The 21042-nt window shown below is 56.2% G+C and carries 21 protein-coding genes; 10 read left to right on the top strand and 11 right to left on the bottom strand.

Annotation, left to right across the window (positions count from 1 at the left end):
* Nucleotides 1-44 precede the first annotated feature (44 nt).
* The gene (locus ACQY5R_RS14610) at nucleotides 45-4289 is read right to left on the bottom strand and encodes an EAL domain-containing protein (protein ID WP_428609693.1); all 4245 of its coding nucleotides are present in this window, start codon (nucleotides 4287-4289) and stop codon (nucleotides 45-47) included.
* A gap of 495 nt (nucleotides 4290-4784) precedes the next feature.
* Between ACQY5R_RS14610 and ACQY5R_RS14605 the strand changes: the two genes are divergently transcribed.
* Nucleotides 4785-5195, top strand: a complete 411-nt coding sequence (locus ACQY5R_RS14605; RefSeq protein WP_428609692.1) for a glutaredoxin family protein — start codon at nucleotides 4785-4787, stop codon at nucleotides 5193-5195.
* Nucleotides 5196-5246: 51 nt separating this feature from the next.
* On the opposite strand, the gene ACQY5R_RS14600 is transcribed toward ACQY5R_RS14605, so the two are convergent.
* Complete coding sequence (locus ACQY5R_RS14600; protein WP_428609691.1) at nucleotides 5247-5807, bottom strand: TlpA family protein disulfide reductase; 561 nt, start codon at nucleotides 5805-5807, stop codon at nucleotides 5247-5249.
* Between the two features lie 41 nt (nucleotides 5808-5848).
* The gene (locus ACQY5R_RS14595; RefSeq protein ID WP_428609689.1) at nucleotides 5849-6202 is read right to left on the bottom strand and encodes a hypothetical protein; all 354 of its coding nucleotides are present in this window, start codon (nucleotides 6200-6202) and stop codon (nucleotides 5849-5851) included.
* A gap of 295 nt (nucleotides 6203-6497) precedes the next feature.
* Here ACQY5R_RS14595 and ACQY5R_RS14590 point away from each other — a divergent pair, with 295 nt between their 5' ends.
* Entirely contained in the window at nucleotides 6498-6851 is a 354-nt protein-coding gene (locus ACQY5R_RS14590; protein ID WP_428609688.1) for a hypothetical protein, read from the top strand.
* 13 nt (nucleotides 6852-6864) lie between these two features.
* Here the strand turns inward: ACQY5R_RS14590 and ACQY5R_RS14585 are convergent, their stop codons facing one another.
* The 8 genes from ACQY5R_RS14585 to ACQY5R_RS14550 all read right to left on the bottom strand — a co-directional run bounded on the left by ACQY5R_RS14585 (nucleotide 6865) and on the right by ACQY5R_RS14550 (nucleotide 12296).
* Entirely contained in the window at nucleotides 6865-7497 is a 633-nt protein-coding gene (locus tag ACQY5R_RS14585) for a trimeric intracellular cation channel family protein (protein ID WP_428609686.1), read from the bottom strand.
* A gap of 148 nt (nucleotides 7498-7645) precedes the next feature.
* Nucleotides 7646-8833, bottom strand: coding sequence for an acetyl-CoA C-acyltransferase family protein (locus ACQY5R_RS14580; RefSeq protein WP_428609685.1), 1188 nt, complete (start codon nucleotides 8831-8833; stop codon nucleotides 7646-7648).
* A 257-nt stretch (nucleotides 8834-9090) separates the two neighbouring features.
* A complete protein-coding gene (locus ACQY5R_RS14575; RefSeq protein ID WP_428609683.1) occupies nucleotides 9091-9510 on the bottom strand; it encodes a hypothetical protein in 420 nt (139 codons plus the stop codon).
* A 103-nt stretch (nucleotides 9511-9613) separates the two neighbouring features.
* Nucleotides 9614-10027: a c-type cytochrome gene (locus tag ACQY5R_RS14570; RefSeq protein WP_428609681.1), complete on the bottom strand. Its 414-nt coding sequence runs from the start codon at nucleotides 10025-10027 to the stop codon at nucleotides 9614-9616.
* 60 nt (nucleotides 10028-10087) lie between these two features.
* A complete protein-coding gene (locus ACQY5R_RS14565) occupies nucleotides 10088-10468 on the bottom strand; it encodes a heavy-metal-associated domain-containing protein (RefSeq protein ID WP_428609679.1) in 381 nt (126 codons plus the stop codon).
* A complete protein-coding gene (locus ACQY5R_RS14560; protein WP_428609677.1) occupies nucleotides 10465-11319 on the bottom strand; it encodes a c-type cytochrome in 855 nt (284 codons plus the stop codon). Before ACQY5R_RS14560 ends, ACQY5R_RS14565 begins: the two co-directional genes overlap by 4 nt.
* A 2-nt stretch (nucleotides 11320-11321) precedes the next feature.
* On the bottom strand, nucleotides 11322-11807 hold the full coding sequence (locus ACQY5R_RS14555; RefSeq protein WP_428609675.1) for a c-type cytochrome: 486 nt from the start codon (nucleotides 11805-11807) through the stop codon (nucleotides 11322-11324).
* 3 nt (nucleotides 11808-11810) lie between these two features.
* Nucleotides 11811-12296, bottom strand: coding sequence for a c-type cytochrome (locus ACQY5R_RS14550; RefSeq protein ID WP_428609673.1), 486 nt, complete (start codon nucleotides 12294-12296; stop codon nucleotides 11811-11813).
* Between the two features lie 758 nt (nucleotides 12297-13054).
* On the opposite strand from ACQY5R_RS14550, the gene ACQY5R_RS14545 reads away from it, so the two are divergent.
* The 8 genes from ACQY5R_RS14545 to ACQY5R_RS14510 all read left to right on the top strand — a co-directional run bounded on the left by ACQY5R_RS14545 (nucleotide 13055) and on the right by ACQY5R_RS14510 (nucleotide 21034).
* Nucleotides 13055-13378, top strand: a complete 324-nt coding sequence (locus tag ACQY5R_RS14545; protein ID WP_428609672.1) for an ATPase — start codon at nucleotides 13055-13057, stop codon at nucleotides 13376-13378.
* Nucleotides 13379-13397: 19 nt separating this feature from the next.
* On the top strand, nucleotides 13398-14441 hold the full coding sequence (locus ACQY5R_RS14540) for a V-type ATPase subunit (protein WP_428609671.1): 1044 nt from the start codon (nucleotides 13398-13400) through the stop codon (nucleotides 14439-14441).
* Nucleotides 14434-16329, top strand: a complete 1896-nt coding sequence (locus ACQY5R_RS14535) for a V-type ATP synthase subunit I (RefSeq protein ID WP_428609670.1) — start codon at nucleotides 14434-14436, stop codon at nucleotides 16327-16329. The genes ACQY5R_RS14540 and ACQY5R_RS14535 overlap by 8 nt, the downstream gene beginning before the upstream one ends.
* 82 nt (nucleotides 16330-16411) lie before the next feature.
* Nucleotides 16412-16855, top strand: a complete 444-nt coding sequence (locus tag ACQY5R_RS14530) for an ATP synthase subunit C (RefSeq protein ID WP_428609669.1) — start codon at nucleotides 16412-16414, stop codon at nucleotides 16853-16855.
* 9 nt (nucleotides 16856-16864) lie between these two features.
* Complete coding sequence (locus tag ACQY5R_RS14525) at nucleotides 16865-17215, top strand: V-type ATP synthase subunit F (RefSeq protein ID WP_428609668.1); 351 nt, start codon at nucleotides 16865-16867, stop codon at nucleotides 17213-17215.
* A gap of 2 nt (nucleotides 17216-17217) precedes the next feature.
* A complete protein-coding gene (locus tag ACQY5R_RS14520; RefSeq protein WP_428609667.1) occupies nucleotides 17218-17862 on the top strand; it encodes a V-type ATP synthase subunit E in 645 nt (214 codons plus the stop codon).
* Nucleotides 17859-19658, top strand: a complete 1800-nt coding sequence (locus ACQY5R_RS14515) for a V-type ATP synthase subunit A (protein ID WP_428609665.1) — start codon at nucleotides 17859-17861, stop codon at nucleotides 19656-19658. The genes ACQY5R_RS14520 and ACQY5R_RS14515 overlap by 4 nt, the downstream gene beginning before the upstream one ends.
* Complete coding sequence (locus tag ACQY5R_RS14510; RefSeq protein WP_428609663.1) at nucleotides 19655-21034, top strand: V-type ATP synthase subunit B; 1380 nt, start codon at nucleotides 19655-19657, stop codon at nucleotides 21032-21034. The genes ACQY5R_RS14515 and ACQY5R_RS14510 overlap by 4 nt, the downstream gene beginning before the upstream one ends.
* The last annotated feature ends 8 nt before the right edge of the window (nucleotides 21035-21042 follow it).

The following is a 21042-nucleotide window of genomic DNA, read 5'->3' as shown; positions in this document are numbered from 1 at the left end:
GCCTGAAAACCACTGAGGGAAGTTCTGACGTAATCAGAAACTTCTTAACTCATGAACAACCGTTCCAGCGATGCCTCGGAAATCGGCTTACTGAAATAGTAACCTTGGGCAAAGTCGCACTTTTCGGTCTGCAGTATGGCAAGTTGTTCCGCACTCTCCACCCCTTCCGCTATCACCTTGAGCCCCAGACTGCGAGCCATGGAGATGGTAGCCACCACCAGTTCCCGATCATCCGGATCGGTGGTGATATCACGCACGAAGCTGCGATCGATTTTTAACGTATCGAAATGATAGTGGCGTAAATAGCTGAGCGAAGAGTAGCCGGTTCCGAAATCATCCATAGAGAGAGAGATTTCCAGATCCCGCAGCCCGTTCAAAATCTCCACCGCATTGATCTTTTCACTTAGCAGCACATTCTCGGTCACTTCGATTTCCAGGAAACGACCGGGCAACCCATACTCTTTGAGAATAGCCTCTACCATTGAGGGGAAATCACCATCCTTCAACTGTACCGGTGATACATTCACCGCTACCCTGAAGGTCTGCTTATTACACTTATACCAATGGTACGCCTGTTGTACGGCTTGGCGCAGCACGTATTCACCGATTGGGACAATACGACCGGTGCGCTCGGCGATTTCAATAAATTCCGAGGGTTCCACCTGCCCCAGTTTCGGATTATTCCAACGCAGTAGTGCTTCGGCACCCACTATATCCTGGGTATAGATATTCACGATCGGTTGATAGAGCAGATAAAACTCCTGATTCTCCAGGGCGGTGTGCAGTTGCTCTTCCAACTCGACCCGGCGCGATACATCCTGATTCATGGCGTCGGTATAGAAGTTGAAAGCGTTGCGACCCACCGACTTGGAGTAATACATGGCGGTATCCGCATTGCGTAGCAGGATTTTGGCGGTGTCCCCATCATCAGGGAAGATCGAGATGCCGATACTGGTGGTCAACAGAATCTCCCGGTCGCCAAGACTGAATACCGTCCTGAAGGCACTCAGGATTTTTTCCGCAACCCGTTGTGCATCGTACTTGTCATGCAGATGGGAAAGCAGCACGATAAATTCGTCACCACCCAGCCGGCCCACCGTATCCTCATCCCGTATCGCACAGCTAACCCGTCGCGCCGCCTCTTCGATTACTTGATCACCCACCTCATGCCCAAGCGTATCATTCACCTTCTTGAAATCATCCAGATCGAGGAACAGAACCGCCGCCTGGTGTCCCTCACGCAACGCGCCGCGGATGATCTGTGAAAGTCGATCCAGAGACAAGAAACGATTGGGCAGGCCGGTCAGGCTATCGTAGTGTGCTTGATGCAGGATCTTCTCCTCCTGCACCTTACGTAAGGTGATATCCTCTTTCACTCCCAAGTAGCGGCGAATCCTGCCCTGCGTATCAAAAATGGGAGAGATATGCGCATACTCCCAGAACAGCGAGCTATCTTTGCGCTTGTTTTGAAACTCTCCCTGCCAAGATTCGCCGCGGGTGATGGTCGCCCACAAATCCCGGTAGGTTTCTGGCGGTGTATATCCCGAACCCAGTAGCCGTGTGTGCTGCCCCTTTACCTCCTCAGACAGATAGCCCGAGGAGCGCTCGAACCCTTTATTGGTATATTCGATGACGCCTTCCAGATCGGTAATGATGACCGATACCGGACTCTGCTCCATCGCCTGGGAGAGGGTTCGGATAGTCTCTTCGGTTCGTTTGTGCTCAGTAATATCGGGATAGGTAAAGATACCGGCAATATGGCTGCCGTCCTCACCATAGATGGGCGAAGCGTTGGCCAGTACAAAGGTTTCAAGTCCGTCTGCACGACGGATAATCATCTCCTTGTTACGCGTAACCCGCTGCTCCTCCATCGCCTTTACCAGCGGCGTGTCTTGCACCTCGATGAGCGTGCCGTCCGGGTGCAGCATCCGCCAGGTTCGAGGGTGCGTCTCTACCAGTTTTCCATCCAGGAAACGTATCTTGCGTTGCTGTTCGGCCGCCGCACCGGTTATGCGTTGTGCCTCCTGATTTGCCAGGGTCAATGTCCAATCCTGGGATGTCCCCTCACTCAGCGTAATGGCAAAAGGCGCCTGATCGATGACGGCGTGCAGCAAGGTGTTGGAACGTTGCAGTTTAAGCTCGGCTTCACGGCGATCTGAAATATCCCGCAGTGCCGTTACACGGACCTCCCTCTCCTGATAGGCCATGGAGCGGCCGCGTATCTCGGCCGGAAAAGTCGTGCCATCCTTGCGTAACGCCAGCACTTCGTAGGGCTCGGTGTAGCCGCTCGCCATCTTCTGTTTAATCAACTCACGGGATTCGGGCGCAACCCACTCCATGCCGGACCGGCCAATCGCCTCGTCCAGCGTGTAGCCAAACAGTTTTTCAGCTGTCAGATTCTGCCCCAGACAGACGCCATTTTCGGAGATAAATATCGCTTCGAAAGCCGCTTCGGAAAGCGCGCGAAGGCGTGCCTCACTCTGTCTGATCGCCAATTCCGTAGCCAGTTGATCGGTAATGTCATGGGCAATACCAAATACCAGACTACCCGCAAGCGGCACCACGCTTAACAGGGCGATACGTTCCGTTCCATCCGGTCGCAGATAGACCACTTCTCCCATGTCACAGGTTGAATCGATACTCCCTGCCTGGTTGAGACGCCGTTTCGCCCCCTTCGGACAGACATCCGAAGTGGTTAAGGTGATCAACTCATCCACCGGGCGGCCGGTCAGTTTCTCCGCGGCCCGGTTGGCGTCGAGATAGTGACCGGTTTCAGGATTTAACAGAAAAATGGCGTCATTGGATTGAGTAAACAGGGAATGGAAGCGAGCATCACTGTCTGCCTGTGCTTCCTGGGCATGAATTCGGGCGCTGATATCGTTAAAGGTAACCACAGCCCCCACCACCTCGCCCTGTCGACGCATGGGAAAGGCGCGATACTCCACCACCAGACATTCATCCTCCGTAATGCAGAAGATTTCATGTTCCACATATACTTTGGTGTTTCGGCGGATCGCATCAAGAATCGGCGATTCTTCGGGATCATAAGGGATACCGTCAACCCGGCGTTGCTGGATGAATTCGGTGAAGTGTTTCCCCAGCAACTCTCGATCACTGCGATAATTCAGTGCTTCGATACAGGCCACATTGCAGAACGTGCAGCGACCGGCCAGATCGATCCCGAAGATACCGGCCCCGGTTGAGGCGAGCAGCAGTTCAATGTGCTCATGGGACGCGAGTAACTCATGGGTACGGGTTTCAACCTCCTTTTCCAGCTCTTCCTTAGCCAACTTCAGTGTGGTTTCGGCCAGCTCCCAGCGTTTGCCGACTGAATTGACAAAGGCCAAGCCAAAACCGGCAATGCAGAGCAGAATAAGCGCCGTGGTGGCGGTAATGGTATTGGAGCGGGGTTGAATACTGTCCAGTAGCGACTCCCGGTCACGCATCGCCACCAGCTGCCAACCGGATTCGAGGGGTATTCTGAAGGTGTGGTACGAAGTGCCCCTCTCGCCATCACGCAACGTTTGATAGCTTATTTTTTGCGCCTCGTCGCCCGTCAGCGACTCTTGCAATGTGTGCAGTTCCGGCCGACGCAAGAAAACGTTCCGACGATCAGGCACCAGCCAGCTTTTGTTGTTGTGGCCGATTAAATTTCCTTCCCGATCCAACAGGAACAGTTCATCGAATGACGCCACGGAAAACTGACCGATCAACTGGGAGAGACGCTCCAGATGAAACACTCCCCCCAGATGGGCGATGATCTCATGGTCGCTTCCTTTAATCGGCGTATCGATAGCAACGGCCAATTTGCCATCAGCGCCGTGATAACTACCGGATATCACCGTATCCCCAATGCGCTTCGTCTCCTGAAAATAGGGGCGATCACTCATGTTGTACTTGGTGATTGAACGCTGCACCGAGAAAGGCTCGGCCAGATAGTGATCGCCATTGGTGGCCAACATGAACAGAACGGAGAAACCGGGGTATTCCGCCAGCAGTTTTTGCAGGATGTGACGCTTGACCGTATCGGACGACTCAGGCACACCACCAATCGCCTGCTTAATCTCCGCCGTGTCCAGCCGTTTCTGGAACGATGGTAACTCGGCAACAAGGCGTAGCGCCTCCTTGGCCTTTTGAATTTCCTGATCGACCCGTCCGGCCAATGCCCTAGCCAACGGAAGATTTTGACCCTGCCAGCTCTGGACCGCTTCTCGTTCCAGCGCAATATGCAGATAGATGGAAACAACCAACACCGTAAAAACAGCAACCACTCCACCAATTAAGATCATCCATTTCAGACTGGTCAATTCAGATCTTGGTAGAACCGTTACTTTTTCAACAGGCATAGATTGTTTTTTTATATGTGGGAATAAAAAAATAACTCACGCGTTATTGGGTATATGAGTGACGCCTCCCTGGCAAAAATTTAAGTCTTACTACTATCGGAACCGCCGGAAGATTTCATCTCCAGGCAAGCACCGAACACCCCCCCATTTACACTTTCAACGTAGCGTATCACGAACTTGATTTAATCTCTTCAAAAAAAAGGAAAAAATCCTTGGAGAAAGTTCACATACGGGCATACCGAATAGCGATTCACCGCAACGTTGTGCAAACGAGTTACCGTAATACACCTTGACCTGGCCGAGCGACGATCCGTCCACTTTCACCACCGCTTCCACCGGATACCGACCCGCATCAATAGTCATGAATTATGCGTGGAAATTTCGCCCGCTACGCATGTTAGGATGCGCCGGTTTGATCGTAAGTAACCGGAGTATCGCATGAGCATAGTTCGTTGGATTCTTGGACGCCTAATCCTACTGGCTGACGCCCTCACCCGCCCTCGCGGAGTGACGCGCCCCACCGAAAAGCAAACGGCACTGGATCAACAGACCCGTCATCTCGCCCTTTACCAATTCAAGGCCTGTCCGTTTTGTGTCAAGGTACGCCGTTTTCTCAAACGACACACACTGAATATCGAGACCCGGGACGCCAAAGGTGACCCGCAACACCGTGAAGCGTTGTTAACGGGCGGTGGAGCGATAAAGGTCCCTTGTTTGAGGATTGAAGATGATGAGCACGGCACCCGGTGGCTGTATGAGTCAACAGAAATCATCCGCTATCTAGAGCGGCAATACCTGCAGGCTGATCCCCGAATAGCCGGGCAAACCCAACCCTGCACAGGTAAATAAATGCAGCTTAATCAATTAATTGGCCTTCAGTCGAATGCCGAGGACCATTACTCAATGCGTTTCTGACAGAGTGATTATACGGCTAAGAATCGCATCATGGTCCCATTCACGCAGCCCCATGGCACGGTAGACAATCCGCCCCTGACGATCGAGGACAAAGGTGGCCGGTATGCCTGAGAACGGCCAGCGCTGCGACAGGTCGCCCTCCTGATCCATCAGGATGGGGAAAGTGATGCCGCTCTCTTTTCGAAAACGCTTGACCATCTCCGGGTCATCCTGGATCGCGATCCCCAAAACGGCGACATTGGCTGCTTTCAACCGCTGCCATGCGCGCTCCAGGGAAGGCATCTCACGTCGGCAAGGTGCACACCAGGTCGCCCAGAAATTGAGCACCACAACCCGCCCCTGATAATCCCCCAAGCGATGGAGCACTCCGTCTAGGGTTGGCAAGGACATCTCCGGAGCCGGTACGTTACCGGTCATCCGCTCCAACTGGTGAAAGCGTTGCGGACTGCTTGAGGCATGGCCCGACAACAACAGGCCCCCGGCAACAGCCAACAACAGGAACAACCCCAAGCCGGCCCAACGCCAGGGAAGCATCCCTCTCAGCATGTTAACCTGTTTTAATTGCTTGTCGGTCGACGAATACATAATCAATAATTTTGCTGATGCAGCCGTTGTTGTTCCCAAATTTTCTGGTCCCGGCGCTGTTTCTCTCTCGCCATCTCCAGACTCCACATGAGTTTATAATCATCCGCCTGCTTGACCCACAACTCATCCGCGGCGATAGCCGATGACCGATCACTGAATTGACCCACCACCCGCACTGTCCGCAGCACATACTTGAGCTTGGTCTTCCAGTCGATATTGGTGATATAGAAGTAATGACCATCGGCGGTCTGAACGACAAAGTCCCTTTCCAGCAACACATGAGGGTCGTTTTTACCGGTTGGACACAGCTTCCCCTTTGAGGCGCATCCCAAGCCATTGATACGCCCTTCTATCATGTCCGCCCACCCAATTGCGGGCAGCAGTATCAGACACAGCATCAGTATCGGTAACACCCATCGGGGTCGTTTCGCTGTTTTCATCGTCAATTGTCGGCTTTTTCGGCCATTTCCTGTGCATTTGTCTGAAGGATGACGTCATTCATCCCACGTTATCTATAGTGACCAGAATATCATGGTTATTATTTCATCAACTACTGAATATCCAGCCAGGGTCAACTGCCTCCGGGCTGCAACCACGGAGAAGATCCGCCATAATGAGGGGCAATAACTCCTTGGCCCTGCGAGTCGCCGTATGACAACGCCCCACATCCAGACAGCCCTGCCCCAGAGGCGCTATCAATTGGGCTCATTCATCGTCAATATTCTCAGCGACATTAAGACGGATGATCCCACTGAATACCGTTATATCATGGCGCTGATTGATGAAGGCGCACAGCACCCCTGCCTCTATGTCACCGCCGAAGTAAATCCCCCGTCACAGCGCCAACAGGGGCGCTACCGCATCCGCGTCCTACTGGATAATCAAGAAAAAGTGATGGGCTCGGCCGACGAATGGGGAGATATCGAAAACTTCTCTATCTTTAGCATGGGTATCGCCGCCAAGCTGTATCAGTTGAGTGACGAAGAGCCGACGCGGCTGGCATGAACCGCTTACCCGCTTAAACTTCCGGACGCTGATAACGGGGCAATGTCAGACCAAATACGATAGCCGCCGAGCGCAGGCCGAATCCGATGGCGAAAGCGCCGAGCGTGGCCAAGGTTTCACCCAGATTCAACATCTGTAGCAGCAGATAAGCGGAGGCACCGGCAACCGCCGTCGTGACGTAGAGTTCGCGGGATGACAGCACCAGCGATTCGGCACAGAGCACATCGCGAATAATGCCGCCGAAGGTAGCACTCATGACCCCCATACAGACCGCTATCAGGGGAGAGGCTCCCTGGTCCAGGGCGATGGCCGTCCCGGTGATTGCGAAGGTGGACAGCCCGATGGCATCCATCCAGATCAGTGCCCGATAGCGGGATGCGAGAAAAGGCGCGGTGAAATAGGTGACCACCGAGGCAACCAGGCAGATCATCACCATCTCCGGTTGCTGGATCCAGTATACCGGCGTCGACCCCATCAACAGATCCCGTAGAGTGCCGCCTCCCAGGCCGGTCACACTGCCAATCAGCAAAAAGCCGAGAATATCCATCTCTTTTCTGGCCGCCTCCAGGGAACCGGATATGGCAAACACCGCAATCCCGAACAGGCCTATCCAATTGATAATGCTTCCCAGGTTAAAGCCAGTCATAAACTATGTGCCTTTCTGGTCATGGCAGTCCTGTGAAATGGGTGGCGCAACTTACGGCCACAATAGCAGATGGATCTCACCGCGTCTTAGCGGCGAGACCCATCGTGGCGTATCCCGGCCAGGGATTCAATACCAGCCTGGGTTCTGCTTAGAGGCGTTCAAAAGCGGCGGCAATTCCCTGCCCGCCACCGATACACATGGTGACCAACGCATAACGACCACCGGTGCGGCGCAGTTCATGTATCGCCTTGGTGGTAACGATACTGCCTGTGGCACCGATAGGATGACCCAATGAGATGCCACTGCCGTTGGGATTGGTTTTATTCATGGGTAATCCCAGATCACGGCAGACCGCGATCGCCTGGGCGGCAAACGCTTCGTTGACTTCCAACACATCGAAATCATCCACCGTGAGACCGGTCTGTTCCAACAGGCGTTTTACAGCCGGCACCGGCCCGATCCCCATATAGGCCGGTTCACAACCGGCGTGAGCGTACCCCGCCAATCTGGCCAGTGGTTTGATCCCCCGGGTCTCCGCATACTCGGCAGTGGCCAGCACCACGGCCGAGGCGGCGTCGTTCAGACCCGAGGCGTTGCCGGCGGTCACCGTACCGTCCTTTTTGAACACAGTTCGCAATTTGGCCATCCCTTCCATGCTGGCATCGGCACGGAAATGCTCATCACGCTCAAACAGAGTGGTGCCCTTGCGGCTCTTCAACTCCACCGGCACGATCTGTTCGCTGAAATAACCGTTCTCCCAAGCCTGGGCGGCACGCCGATGGGACTCGACAGCCAGCGCATCCTGCTCTTCCCGGCTGATGCCCCACTTCTCGGCGATATTCTCCGCCGTCACGCCCATATGTATCCCTTCAAACGGATCGGTCAACGCCCCCACCATCATATCCACGATTTGCGCATCACTCATGCGTGCGCCCCAACGCAGGCTGGGGGTGAGGTATCCGGCCCGGCTCATGTTCTCCGCGCCACCGGCTACCGCCACATCACAATGGCCGGTTTCGATCTGCTGGACCGCCGAGACAATGGCCTGCAGACCACTGCCGCACAGCCGGTTGAGGGTAAACGCCGGGGTTTCGACCGGCAGGCCGCCGGTAACGGAAGCATAACGGGAAATATACATATCCCGTGGTTCGGTATGGATAACATGGCCCAACACGGTGTGTCCGACATCGGCCGGAGCTACCCCGGAACGTTCCACCGCTGCGCGTACAGCGGTCGCCGCCAGATCCACTACCGGCACATCCTTCAGTCCGCCACCATAACTACCAACCGCCGTCCGTACCGCACTCAGTACCACTATCTCTTTCATCGTGCTCATAGGGGAATTCCTTACAGATTCAGGGCTATTAAGCTGCTATCGATTGACCCGGCCAACAGCAGAGAAAGCATAGACGATTCACCGTCCCTGACTACTCTAGTGGAGCAAAAGCGGCCAACGCAAGCGGGTTTAACCAGGTCTTATATTGACCCGGGGCAACCACCATAAATGACCGTTTTCATGCAAATCAAGTCACGAATAAAGCGTTGAATTGCGAATTCATTGTCAGGCGCTGACCGCAGCCACCACGCACCGGATCAGCCGTCACCGTGAGCATGCCGTCGACGGCTGATCCAGCAGCCGACCAAGGTAAACGGGATACCCAGTAGAAACAGCAACGCCCCGGACAGCGTCAACCCTCCCACATTCAGGGACTGAATAAAAGAGACACTGCCGGCGGTCACGGCTACCACCGTTCCGTGCCAAATCAGCCGCCGACCAGCCACCCGGGCCGTCACATAACCGCCGACCGCCATCGTGGTAAAGAACAACAGTACACCGATCAGATAGAGCCCCGCCTGTGCCCAAGCGGTCGATTCGGGAAACCGTTTGATCAGCATCACCTGCCAGACCGCTATTATCAGGAAAGCGAGCTGCATCATGAGCCCCAGAATCAAGATCGTGGCACCGCCGAACAGCAGTGCTTTCCAACTAATTGCAGCAAGTCGTACAGCCATGGATGACAGTTTCCCACTGAGATGAAACGGGGCCAATTAGGTTAATAAAACCAGCGCTTCTTGCCTTGATCCCACTCAACTGGCAAACATCTTGCCATCCCGCCTACATACAGCTCATGTGCCGCGGCCCCTGGCAAGCCACTATCCGCGGGCTCCAGAGACTCTTGATATAAGCCACCAACAGGGCGGCCTGATCAGGGGTAATGACCGCTTTCCAGGCCGGCATCCGCTGGGTGCGCTGCAACCCCTGCAAAATGGTCTCCTGCAACTGTTCATCACTGTGATGCCAGGCGTGGGATTGCTCGTCAAGTGGCATGGCGGTGAAGTAACCGGGTGCCCGGATGGTGTCCGGTATAGGCGCTTCACCCACGCCGTTTTCGCCATGGCAGGCCACGCAGTAGCGTTGATAAAGGACTTTACCTGCGTTCACTTGGTCAGCGGTCGGTGCTCTCCCTGTCTCCGCGCTGATGGTTTGACTGATCACCAGCAACAAGAGCAGGCATATTTTGTTAAACATATCGATTACCTTGTTGTTCAGGGAGGCGCTTACAACACACTGAAATCGTGCTCGACCTCACTACTTTTTTCGCACCTTGCCGGCACTTATTCCCTTTGGATTGCTGCAACAGGGCGGCTCCGGCGCCTGGGCATTGTCCCTTGCATTGCGATCCAGATATTGAAACCAGGTGGCCTTACGGGCGGACCACCAACTCTCTGAGGCCGGAAAACCGATAGCGGCCAGGCGCTCCAGTATCGTTTGGTAATCGGTTTGGGTCTGGTCATAGGTAACCCGAATCCGCCGCCTGTCCGGCACAATCTGTACCCGTTGCACACCATCCAGTTCGGTCAAGCACTGTTCCAGTTGCAGAGCATCCGCTGCGTGGGAGAGTCCCGGCACTTTGATCCAGTGGCGGGTGTCCCAGGCACCACGCATCTTGATAAATTGATCGCGACTCATAAAGGCTCCCTTGGATCCAACAGATATTCGGCAATAGCCTTGAGATCCGACTCTGTTAGCGCTCCTGTGCTGTTTTCAATGACGTGCCCCATGGTACCGCCGAGAAAGTCTCCGTCCGGTTTCATGCCGGTTTGCAGGGCAAAAACGATATCCTCCCGCCCCCATTCGCTAAATGGCTTTTTCGTCGGCACGATCGGTGGTACCACTTCACCATCCGGGCCTTGCGGATTGCCCATAAGCGCCTGCTCCCGTTCCAGCCCGCCGAGACGATTTCTCGGGGTGTGGCACTCAACGCAGTGTCCCGGCCCCTGCACGATGTAGCGCCCCCGATTCCAGGCCGCGCTTTTTTGCGGCACCGTTTGCAGCCTGTCCGGTTCAAAATTGACCCATTTCCAGGGACCCAGCAGCACACGGAGGTTAAAAGGAAACTTCAGATCATGATCCGGTGCCGCAACCTGCACCGCCGGTACTTTATCCAGGTACGCCTTCAAATCGCGCAGGTCCTGCCTGCTCATACGACTGTAGGAGGTGTAGGGGAAGGCTGGGTAGTAGTGGCTGCCATCCGGCGCAACACCCTCGGTCAATGCCCGGATAAAATCATCGTCGCTCCAGTTGCCGATACCGGTTTTTGGATCGGGGGTGATATTGGGGGTATAGAAGGTGCCAAACGGCGTCTCCATTTTCAGACCACCGGCCAGCGGCTGGCCGCCTTCCCGGGTATGGCAGGAGGCACAGCCGGACAACTTAAGCAGATATTCCCCCCGGCTAGCCGACGACTCATCTGCCTGCACGTTAGCCGTGAGCGACAGCAGCAGAATTGATGCCAGGAGCGGTAAGCCAAACCTTGTCATGCTCACTCCTTTTTCTTTCGGAAATCGGTATGGCAACTGCTGCACACCTTACCCAAGGATACGAACTGGCGTGTCACGGCCTTTTTATCCCCCTGCAAGGCCGCCGCCTGCAGGTTATTCGCCTCCGTTTCCAGACGCACCGTCAAGCTGGTGAAGCGCTCCCAATCGTCCCAAATGACCGGCAACGCCTCGCTCGGTTTGTGCAAACTGCCCGCCGGAAACAGCGTTTTGATCTCCGGCGATACCTGTCCGATCCCGGCCGCGTCCAGCCCGATGGACTCAGGATTAAATGGCGCTTTGCCCTTTACCATCGCCGCAATGCTTTTCATCTTTTTACCGATGCCGCTCATCAAGTCCATACGCTGCTTGACCACCCCGGTCGCATTACCGTGGGCCATTGCCGACTGCCCAACCATCAACACTAAACAGACACCGACCACACCCACAAAAACTAATCGCAAGCCGTTGAATTTAAATATTTTACTCATGCATTACCCCTTACTGGACCGAGCCGCCGCATCACGCTGAACCCAATTTTGATAAATCTCTCTTGGCCATTTCGACTGAATCCAGGCGATGGTGGCGATAATCTCTTCGTCCGACAGTTTGGCCCCCCAGGCCGGCATGTTGCCCTGGCCACCGGGAGAGCCGTTCTTGATGGTGTGAAACAGGATATTCAGCGGGTGATGCCAGGCGTGTCCGCTGCCATTGAGCGGCGGGGCCGGATACTTGCCGTCGGGACCGGCCTGACGCCAGTTGTCGGCACCCTGGGCCTGCTTACCATGGCAGGTAGCGCAATTTTCCTGGAAAATCCGGGCACCGGCGCTGACCTGTTCAAATTTATACCAAGACTTGACTACCGCGGCGGCCTGTGGCGCCTCGACTTTGGCGACAGCCGCCTGGGAACTGGGCTGCTCATCGGAACAGGCAACCAACAAGAGGGACAATAATCCCGTGACCATTATCTGCAATTTCAAAACACGCTCTCCAACGTATGGCCCGCAGGCCCTATACCTTTTGGCTGGCATTGACTGCCATGTATTGGCTCGGGAGTCCGAAGGCACCCGGCGATGTGATCAGGCGAACGTGGAAGGTGGATGCAAAAGCGTGGGGGGTACGGGACCGGGAGTCCAGACACGGTGGGTATTCGGGTACAAGCGGCCGGAGGGGATCTGAAACCGATAACCGACATCGATGCATATTTGCGCCCCAAATGAACTGTCACAGTGGTGGCTGCAACACTTCTCACCGGTCTGGTCACCGGTCTGGGCGTTTCCGGTCACGGCGGCGCATTCGCCCCCGCTGGTTATCCTCGTGCAACCAGACTGGAAACTGTGCTGATGGGGGGCTACGTGCGAATCGGTACTACTCTGCGGCAGGGCATAACTGAACCTGAACGGCAACAGACTGACAAACAGTGCCAGACAAATCGCGATCAGTTTTTTCTGCCCAGGGGTCATGACGCGGAACAATCCTCTTTTTACAGACGGCTGTCAAGGTAGATTGGCAGCACCGGCTGCACCAGGGGTATGACCACCATTTCGCCGCTGAGTTTCCTATCCGTTATACAACACTACCGCACGCCGCCGGCATGAACTCACCCGCCGTTAAACCGAAAAACGCGTCGCCCAGACAGTACCGCCTTAAACATAAATAACCGCACAAGCTGATAATTCGCAATATACAGTACATTGGTAGTTGCTAAACTGTTAATCGGGTAACAACGGGGAGGCTTATGGATCAGACACTACAACGCCTGCTGGATGCCGAACGCAAGGCGGAAGCGATCGTGCGACAAGCCGATGAAGAGCGTGACCGGATCATCCAGGGAGCTCTGCAGGAGGCCCATGCCGAAGAGGAGCGCTTCGAAGCGCGTATTCCGGAGTTGCACCGATCTTTTATCGAAAAGGCCGAGCAACGGGCCAATCAAACCAACAACGAACTGAAAAAGCGCTATGACGAACACCACGTCCAGTTACGCAACCTGGCGGAAAAACATGAAAACGACGCATTGGAGGCCGCCTTTCAATTGCTGACCGACCCCGAGATAGACGGTTGAGCGGTTCGGGTAATAAGCGATGATCCCTATTGCCGGACAAACCTATCTCAAGACCCGCACCGCGGTGATGTCTGGACAACTGTTAGCAGAAGAGACCTTCACCGCCCTGCTGCATGCTCCGCTTCATCAATTGGAGAGCCAGTTTGGCTTAACGGGCATCGGTGATCGTGGCTTGAATGCCACCGACCTTAACCGCCACATCGAACGGGGTTTGATCCACAGCCTGATGAATGAGTTGTCGATCCTGCTGCGACCGCTCGACGGTTCGCCCCGGGAGACGCTGATTTACTGGGCACGTAAATTTGAACTGTTTAATTTGAAGGCGCTGATCCGTGGCAAGCTGAATAATCTCCCCTATGACCAGATACGTGAAAGCCTGCATAGTCTGCCCTCACTGATCAGCCTGCCGCACGAAACCCTGCTACGCACCGAGAATGTACCGGAGCTGCTACGCCAACTGGAGCAGACCCCCTACGAAGCCATCGCCCGGCAAGCACGCCGGGTCTACGAAGAGAAAAATGAATCCTTCTCGCTCGATGCGACTATCGACCACCGCTACTACACGGGATTGCTCAAGCATGCCCGGAGCTGCCCAGGCGAAGACCAGGCACCGCTGCTCAAATTGATCGGCACCTTGATAGACCGGCAAAACCTCCCATGGCTGCTGCGCTATCGACTCAATTACCAGCTCTCCCCTACCGAAACCTATTACCTGATGATCCCCTCGGGGCGGCACATCCACGCCGATCTGCTGAAGCAACTGGTCAACATGCAAGAGCTGCCACACATACTGGAGGCGCTGCCAGCGCCACTGGCTGAACGGCTCACCGGTCTACCGCACATAATGGCGGTTGAGCAAGCGATGACGGACAGCCTACTCAAGCAGGCACGAAAATGCCTGCAGTTCAGCCCCTCCGCCATTACCCGGTCGCTGGCCTACATGATGCTGAGGGAAGCGGACCTGAGAAGGGTCTTCGCCATACTGCAGGGGAGGATTCTCAACTTAAATGAGACCGTGATCCATCAGGCGGCCGATATTTTCAGGGAGGTGGCCGGTGTTTAAACCGCTCCCGATGAAACAGGTGGTCATTCAACTGCTGGCCGACGATCTGCCGAGGGCCGCCCTCACCTTGGCGGAACTGGGTGTTTTCAGTCCCAGTAGCCAGGAGGCGTTCACCGAACCGTTTCCCGATGTGCCCGGCTCCCACTACCGGGAACTGTATCATCAGGCATGCAGCCGGCTACAAAAGATCGAGACCCATATCCGGCTCGCCCCTGTATTACCCGTTATACCCACCTGGGTCGTCAGCGAAGCGGAGCTGGCTACCAGCAACGATTGGCTGGGTGAAGTGTGGGAGCGCTGCTCTTCGTTCGAAGAGCATTTCCGCCGCCTGACCGATGAAGAGCAGACCCTCAATCAACTGGAACAGACGCTGGAAAACTTTACCTCGCTGAACATCGATCTGTCGCTGTTACACGGTGACCGGCTGTTCCTGGACCTGCATATCGGTATGTTGCCCAGCGTCAATGTACCCAAGCTGCGTGAAGCGATCACGCTGGCGGACTACCTGCTATTCAGTTACATGGAGAACAGCAACCATACCCACGTCATCATTTTGGGACCCAAGGGTGAACGCGAACAGGAACTGCTATCGGTGCTGGATACCGCCGGTTTCCACGCCCTTGAGATCCCCCCTGAGCTGGACAATCAACCTCAAAAGGTGAGTGCCGATCTGCTACAGCGCCGCCGGGAACTGGCGGAAGAAAAAACGGAGCGCCTACTCGCTATGCAGGCGTGCGGCGACGAGTTGCGCACACAACTGGAGCAGGCACGGCAGTTGTTGATCATGGCCAAACCCTATGTCGCCCTGGAGGACGCTGCACGCAACCGTGGCAATCTCGGGATCATCACCGGCTGGATCCCTGAACGCGAACTGCCACGCGTGGCGACGGCTTTAACGAAGAGTCTGGACAATCCCTTCCACATCACCGCCCACACCCCGTCCCGATCACATCACCACGAGGTACCCACCTATCTGCCGGTAAACTGGCTCACCCGCGCCTTCTCCACGCTGGTCAAACAGTATGGTGTACCACGATATGGCGAAATCAACCCGACCCTCATTTTCGCCCTCTCCTTCATCGCCATGTTTGGCATGATGTTTGGCGATGTCGGCCACGGTGCGGTGATTATCACGACCGCTTGGCTGGGTCGAAAGAGACTTAAAAGTTTTACCCCATTCGCGGTCTGCGCCGGCCTTTCGGCCAGCCTGTTTGGCTTGCTTTATGGCAGCCTGTTCGGTTACGAGCACCTGTTCCACGCCATCTGGATAGCGCCTTTGTCGGACCCGTTGTACATGCTCAGCATGGCCCTCTACTGGGGTATCGGATTCATGGTGATCATCAGCCTGCTGTATATCCATAACCGCTTGGTTTCCGGTGAGGTCACCCATGCCCTGTTTGATACCAATGGCGTCGTCAGTATCAGCCTCTACCTGAGTGTGCTGGCCGGGCTTTATCGCCTTTATCAGACCGGCCATTTCGGCCTGTTGCCGGCGGCGATCAGTATCCTCATGCTGGTGCTACTGTTTGCCTTCAAACTGATCGAGACCCATGCCGCGCCGGGCGAACGGATGTTGGTCGCCACCATCGAGACCTTCGAAACCCTGACCGGATATATCTCCAATACGCTCTCCTTCCTGCGCGTCGCGGCCTTCAGCCTGAACCATGTTGCCCTGGCCATCGCCGTCTTCACCCTGGCGGATATGCTGGGTGGAACCGGGCACTGGTTGATGGTAGTCGCCGGCAATCTGTTCATCCTGATCCTGGAGGGAGCCATCGTCACCATACAGGCATTACGACTGGAGTATTACGAAGGCTTCTCCCGTTTCTATTCCGGTGATGGAGAAGAGTTCAAGCCGCTTACCCTAGCTGTGGGGAGGGCGAAATGAATCCGCTATACCTGGACTGTCGTCGCACCGTCAACCCGATAGACCACAACCTTATTTATGTTGCTGAGCAAAGGAGTAGGACATGTATTGGCTGATCACACTGATGACCCTGGGCATCCTCGGTCTCATCATCACCGGGGTGCTTATCGAACTGCACCCGAGTAAGGGCATCGGCGGCAGACGCTGGTTCAAACCGGCCATCGGCGGCAACCTGTTGCTGTTTGTCGGCGCCCAGGCACTGCTGGTGTTCTTTGGTATCCAGGAGGTAGCCGCCGCCCCGGCGTTGGCGGAGGGCGCCAACGAGATCTCCCTCGGCATGGGGCTCGGCATTATCGGTGTCGGTATTCCCACCGCTTTCAGCACCGTAGCCGCCGGCATAGCCGTAGGTCCGATCGGGGCCGCCTCATTGGCGGTACTGGCTGAAAAACCGGAAATCTTTGGCCGTACCCTGATCTACCTGGGTCTGGCGGAGGGTATCGCCATCTACGGGTTGGTGATGAGTATCCTCTTGCTCGACAAGCTGTAGGGCCTATCCATGAACAGTCTTGATGAACAGATCACACCGACGCGTATGCTCTTCATGGGCGAGGCCGCCTTGACCGACGGCTTCAAACTGATCGGCTTCAAGACCTGGGCCGATCCCACGCCGGCCGTTCTGGATCAACAGCTGGAGCAGTTGCTCAAAAGGCGGGAAAAGGCCTTCATCATCCTGGGCCCGGCGCTGGCCCAGTGCCAATCCGCCCTGTTGAAACAGGTACGCACCGAAGGGGGGTACATTATCGTCACCCAGATCCCATCGCTGGCCGAGCCGGATAACTTCCACTGTGAGATAGATGATCGCTTGCAGCTGTTGCTCGGCGCTGAGCTATCGCTCTCTCAGGAGTAGACATGGAACAGGTACAGGAACTTGAATCAGCCATACTGCAACGGGCAAATCGCCTGGCCGTGGAGTATCGCGAACGTGCCGGCCACAGCCGCGACAATATTCTTCAGGAGGCGCATAAACGGCTCCACCTGCGGGAAGAGCGCGAAGTGCTGTTGGCCAAATCCAAAGCCGAGAGAACCTTCCGCCGCCAAGTCCAGGCAAACGAGCTAAAACTGCAGAAAGAGATGGATCATCTGCGCTGGAACCTGGTGTTGACGGTTAAACAACAGTTGCGTGAGCAGATCCTTGAGCTGGTCGAAGACGAGAAACGCTACCTGCCCTTGCTGCAATCACTCATGACCCATGCCGCCCAGGCGCTGGAGCGCCAACAGTTGGTTGCCCATTTTAACGCGCGGGACCTGCAGCGGGTACGGAGCAAATGGGAGACATTCGTCCAAGCCACTGCAACCGATAAACAGATCACTCTCGACCCGAACCCCATCCATCGCATCGGTGGGATAATCCTCAGCAGCGAAGATGGGTTGATTCGCTTCGACAACAGTTTCGAAGGGCGGGAGGAGCGGCTCACCGACCGCTTGCACCAAGTCATACTGGAGCGCCTGTTTCCCGCCGCCACCCTTCACGACAACTTGAGCAGTATACGATGAGCGACCGAGACAAACAGGGTGTCATCCACGAAGTCAATGGCCCGATCCTGCGCATCCGTATTCCCGGCATATGCAACGGTGAGCAGGTAAAGATCGGCAAGCTGGGGCTATACGGAGAAGTGATCGCGCTCAAAGGCGAAACGGCCGTGGTACAGTGTTACGAATCTACCGAAGGGGTCTGTCCCGGCGAACCGGTGGTCAGCCTGGGCAAGCCCCTCTCGGTCGAATTGGGACCGGGTCTGCTCGGCAGCATCTTCGACGGTGTACAACGACCACTGGACAAGGTACTCCTGGCATCGGGTGACCATATCGGCCGAGGCATTCAACTGCCGGCCCTGGACCGGGATCGCCACTGGCACTTCACCCCGGAGCCGGAGATCCAGGCCAGCGCCCGCCTGTCGCCCGGCCAACTCATCGGCCGGGTCCAGGAGAGCGCCATTATTCAACACCGCATTCTGGTACCGCCCCACTGGGCGGGCGAGTTGCTGGAACTGGCACCGGAAGGCGACTACCGGCTGGATGACCCCATCGGCCGGCTGAAGCTGGATGATGGCCGAACCCGCAAATTGATGCTCTATCAACACTGGCCGGTACGCACCCCCCGCCCCTATCTGCGACGTGACCACGGATTGATGCCGCTGGTGACCGGTCAGCGTATTCTCGACACCTTTTTTCCGCTGCTGAAAGGGGGCAAGGGGGCCATTCCCGGACCCTTTGGCGCCGGTAAAACAGTGCTTCAGCAACAGATCGCCCGTTGGGCCGATGCCGATATCGTCATCTATGTCGGCTGCGGCGAACGCGGCAATGAGCTGGTGGATGTACTGAAGACCTTCCCTCAACTGCAGGACCCCTACTCCGGACATAAGCTGATGGAGCGTACCCTGCTGGTAGCCAACACCTCCAATATGCCGGTCGTGGCGCGCGAAGCCTCGATCTATGTCGGCATCACCATGGCTGAATATTACCGTGACCAGGGCTATGACGTGGTGATGCTGGCCGATTCCACCAGCCGTTGGGCGGAAGCCCTGCGCGAAGTCTCCGGTCGGCTCGACCAGATGCCGGTGGAAGAGGGCTACCCGGCTTACCTCGCCTCCCGACTGGCCGCTTTTTATGAACGGGCCGGTCGGGTCGAAACCCGCGGCTGCGGCAAGGGCTCAGTCACCCTGATCGGTGCGGTCTCACCTCCCGGCGGTGACTTTTCGGAACCAGTGACCGCCCACACCAAAGAGATCATCCAGACCTTCTGGGCACTCTCCAAGGAGCTGGCAGATGCCCGGCACTATCCGGCAATCGACTGGGTCGGCAGCTTCTCGGAGCATGTGTCCACAGCCGCCCAGTGGTGGCACAAGCAGATCAGTCCCGACTGGGAGCGCCGGCGTCAACAGGCGCTGGGACTGTTGGCGCGCGACGCCGAACTGTCGCGCATCGTCAACCTGGTGGGACCGGAGGCACTCTCCTCCGCCCAACGCTGGGAGCTGGTGGGCGCTTCCCTGATCAAGGAGGGAGTGTTGCAACAGAGTGCGCTGGACCCGGTGGACACCTTCGCTTCACCGGAAAAACAGTTCCTGCTGCTGGATATGGTACTGATGATCTATGACCGGGGGGTCGAGTTGATCGAGCTGGGCATCTCCGTCCAGGAGTTGACCGACTTACCGCTGATGGCCAAAGCACGACGCGCCAAACAGACCTTCAGCAGTGAACAGACAGGGCAGATTCGCGCCCTGATGGAAGAGTTCAAACACGCTTTTAGCCAGATCCGCCTAGAGTACGCCAAGTTCAAGGAGCACGCACAATGAGCGCCAAAGAGTATCGCACCATCTCCTCCGCCCAGGGCAGTCTGCTGGTGGTGCAACAGGCGCCCAGTGTGGCATTCGGCGATCAGGTGTTGATCCGCGATCATCGCAATCATCAGCGGCATGGACAGGTGATCCGCACCAGTGAGCAAGAGGCGCTGATACAGGTATTTGAAGGCACCGGCGACCTGGACCTGGAAAACACCTGGGTGCGCTTTCTGGACCAGCCTCTGGAGATCAACTTGTCACCGGAGATCCTCGGACGGATATTCGACGGTATCGGCAATCCCAAGGACCAGCGTCCCCCCATCCTTTCCGATATCCGTCGCAACGTGAACGGTTCCGCGATCAACCCGGCGGCCCGCACCTATCCGCGTGAATTTATCCAGACCGGCATCTCATCCATCGACGGACTCAATTCGCTGGTACGCGGCCAGAAGCTGCCGATCTTCTCCGCTTCCGGCCTACCCCACAACCGACTGGCCGCACAGATTGTCAGGCAGGCCAAACTGGTAGATGAAGAGAGCAGTTTTTCCGTAGTGTTTGCGGCCATGGGCGTCTCTTATGCCGATGCCCGCTTCTTTCAGGAAGAGTTTGCCGACTCGGGCGTCCTGGGCAACGTGGTGATGTACATCAACCTGGCGGACGATCCACCGGTGGAGCGCCTGGCCCTGCCTCGGGTCGCCCTGACGGCGGCAGAATACCTGGCATTCGATCTAGACCGGCATGTCATGGTGGTGCTGACCGACATGACCAACTATGCCGAAGCACTGCGGGAAGTGGCGACCGCCAAGGGGGATGTGCCCGCGCGCAAAGGCTACCCCGGTTATCTCTATTCCGATCTCGCCGAGATTTACGAGCGTTCAGGCCGCATCAAGGACCGCCACGGCTCCGTCACCCTGGTACCGGTGGTCACCATGCCTTCCGACGATATCACGCACCCGATTCCCGACCTGACCGGTTACATCACCGAAGGCCAGATCGTACTCAGTCGGGACCTGCATAATCAGGGGGTCTATCCGCCCGTCACCATCTCCCCCTCCCTGTCGCGCCTGATGAAGGATGGCATTGGGAAAGATGATACCCGGGAAGACCATCCACGGGTGGCCAACCAACTCTATGCCCTGTATGCCAAGGCGTTGGAAACGCGTAATCTGGCCGCCATCATCGGTGCCGAAGAGCTGTCTGAACGCGATCGTCGTTATCTGAGCTTTGCCGAAGCCTTCGACAACCAGTTTATCGGTCAGGGGGAAGACGAAGAACGTTCAATCATCGAGACCCTCAATCTCGCCTGGGAACTGCTCAGCATGTTCCCCAACGAAATGCTTACCCGGGTCAGCGAAACGGACCTGGCGAAGTATCACCGGTCCGACAAATAGGCGGAAAC

It is taken from the genome of Sedimenticola sp. (genome assembly GCF_050289425.1).
Classification (GTDB): Bacteria; Pseudomonadota; Gammaproteobacteria; order Chromatiales; family Chromatiaceae; genus Sedimenticola.
The sequence above is the reverse complement of the archived record's forward strand: the minus strand, read 5'-3'. Positions and strand labels throughout refer to the sequence as shown.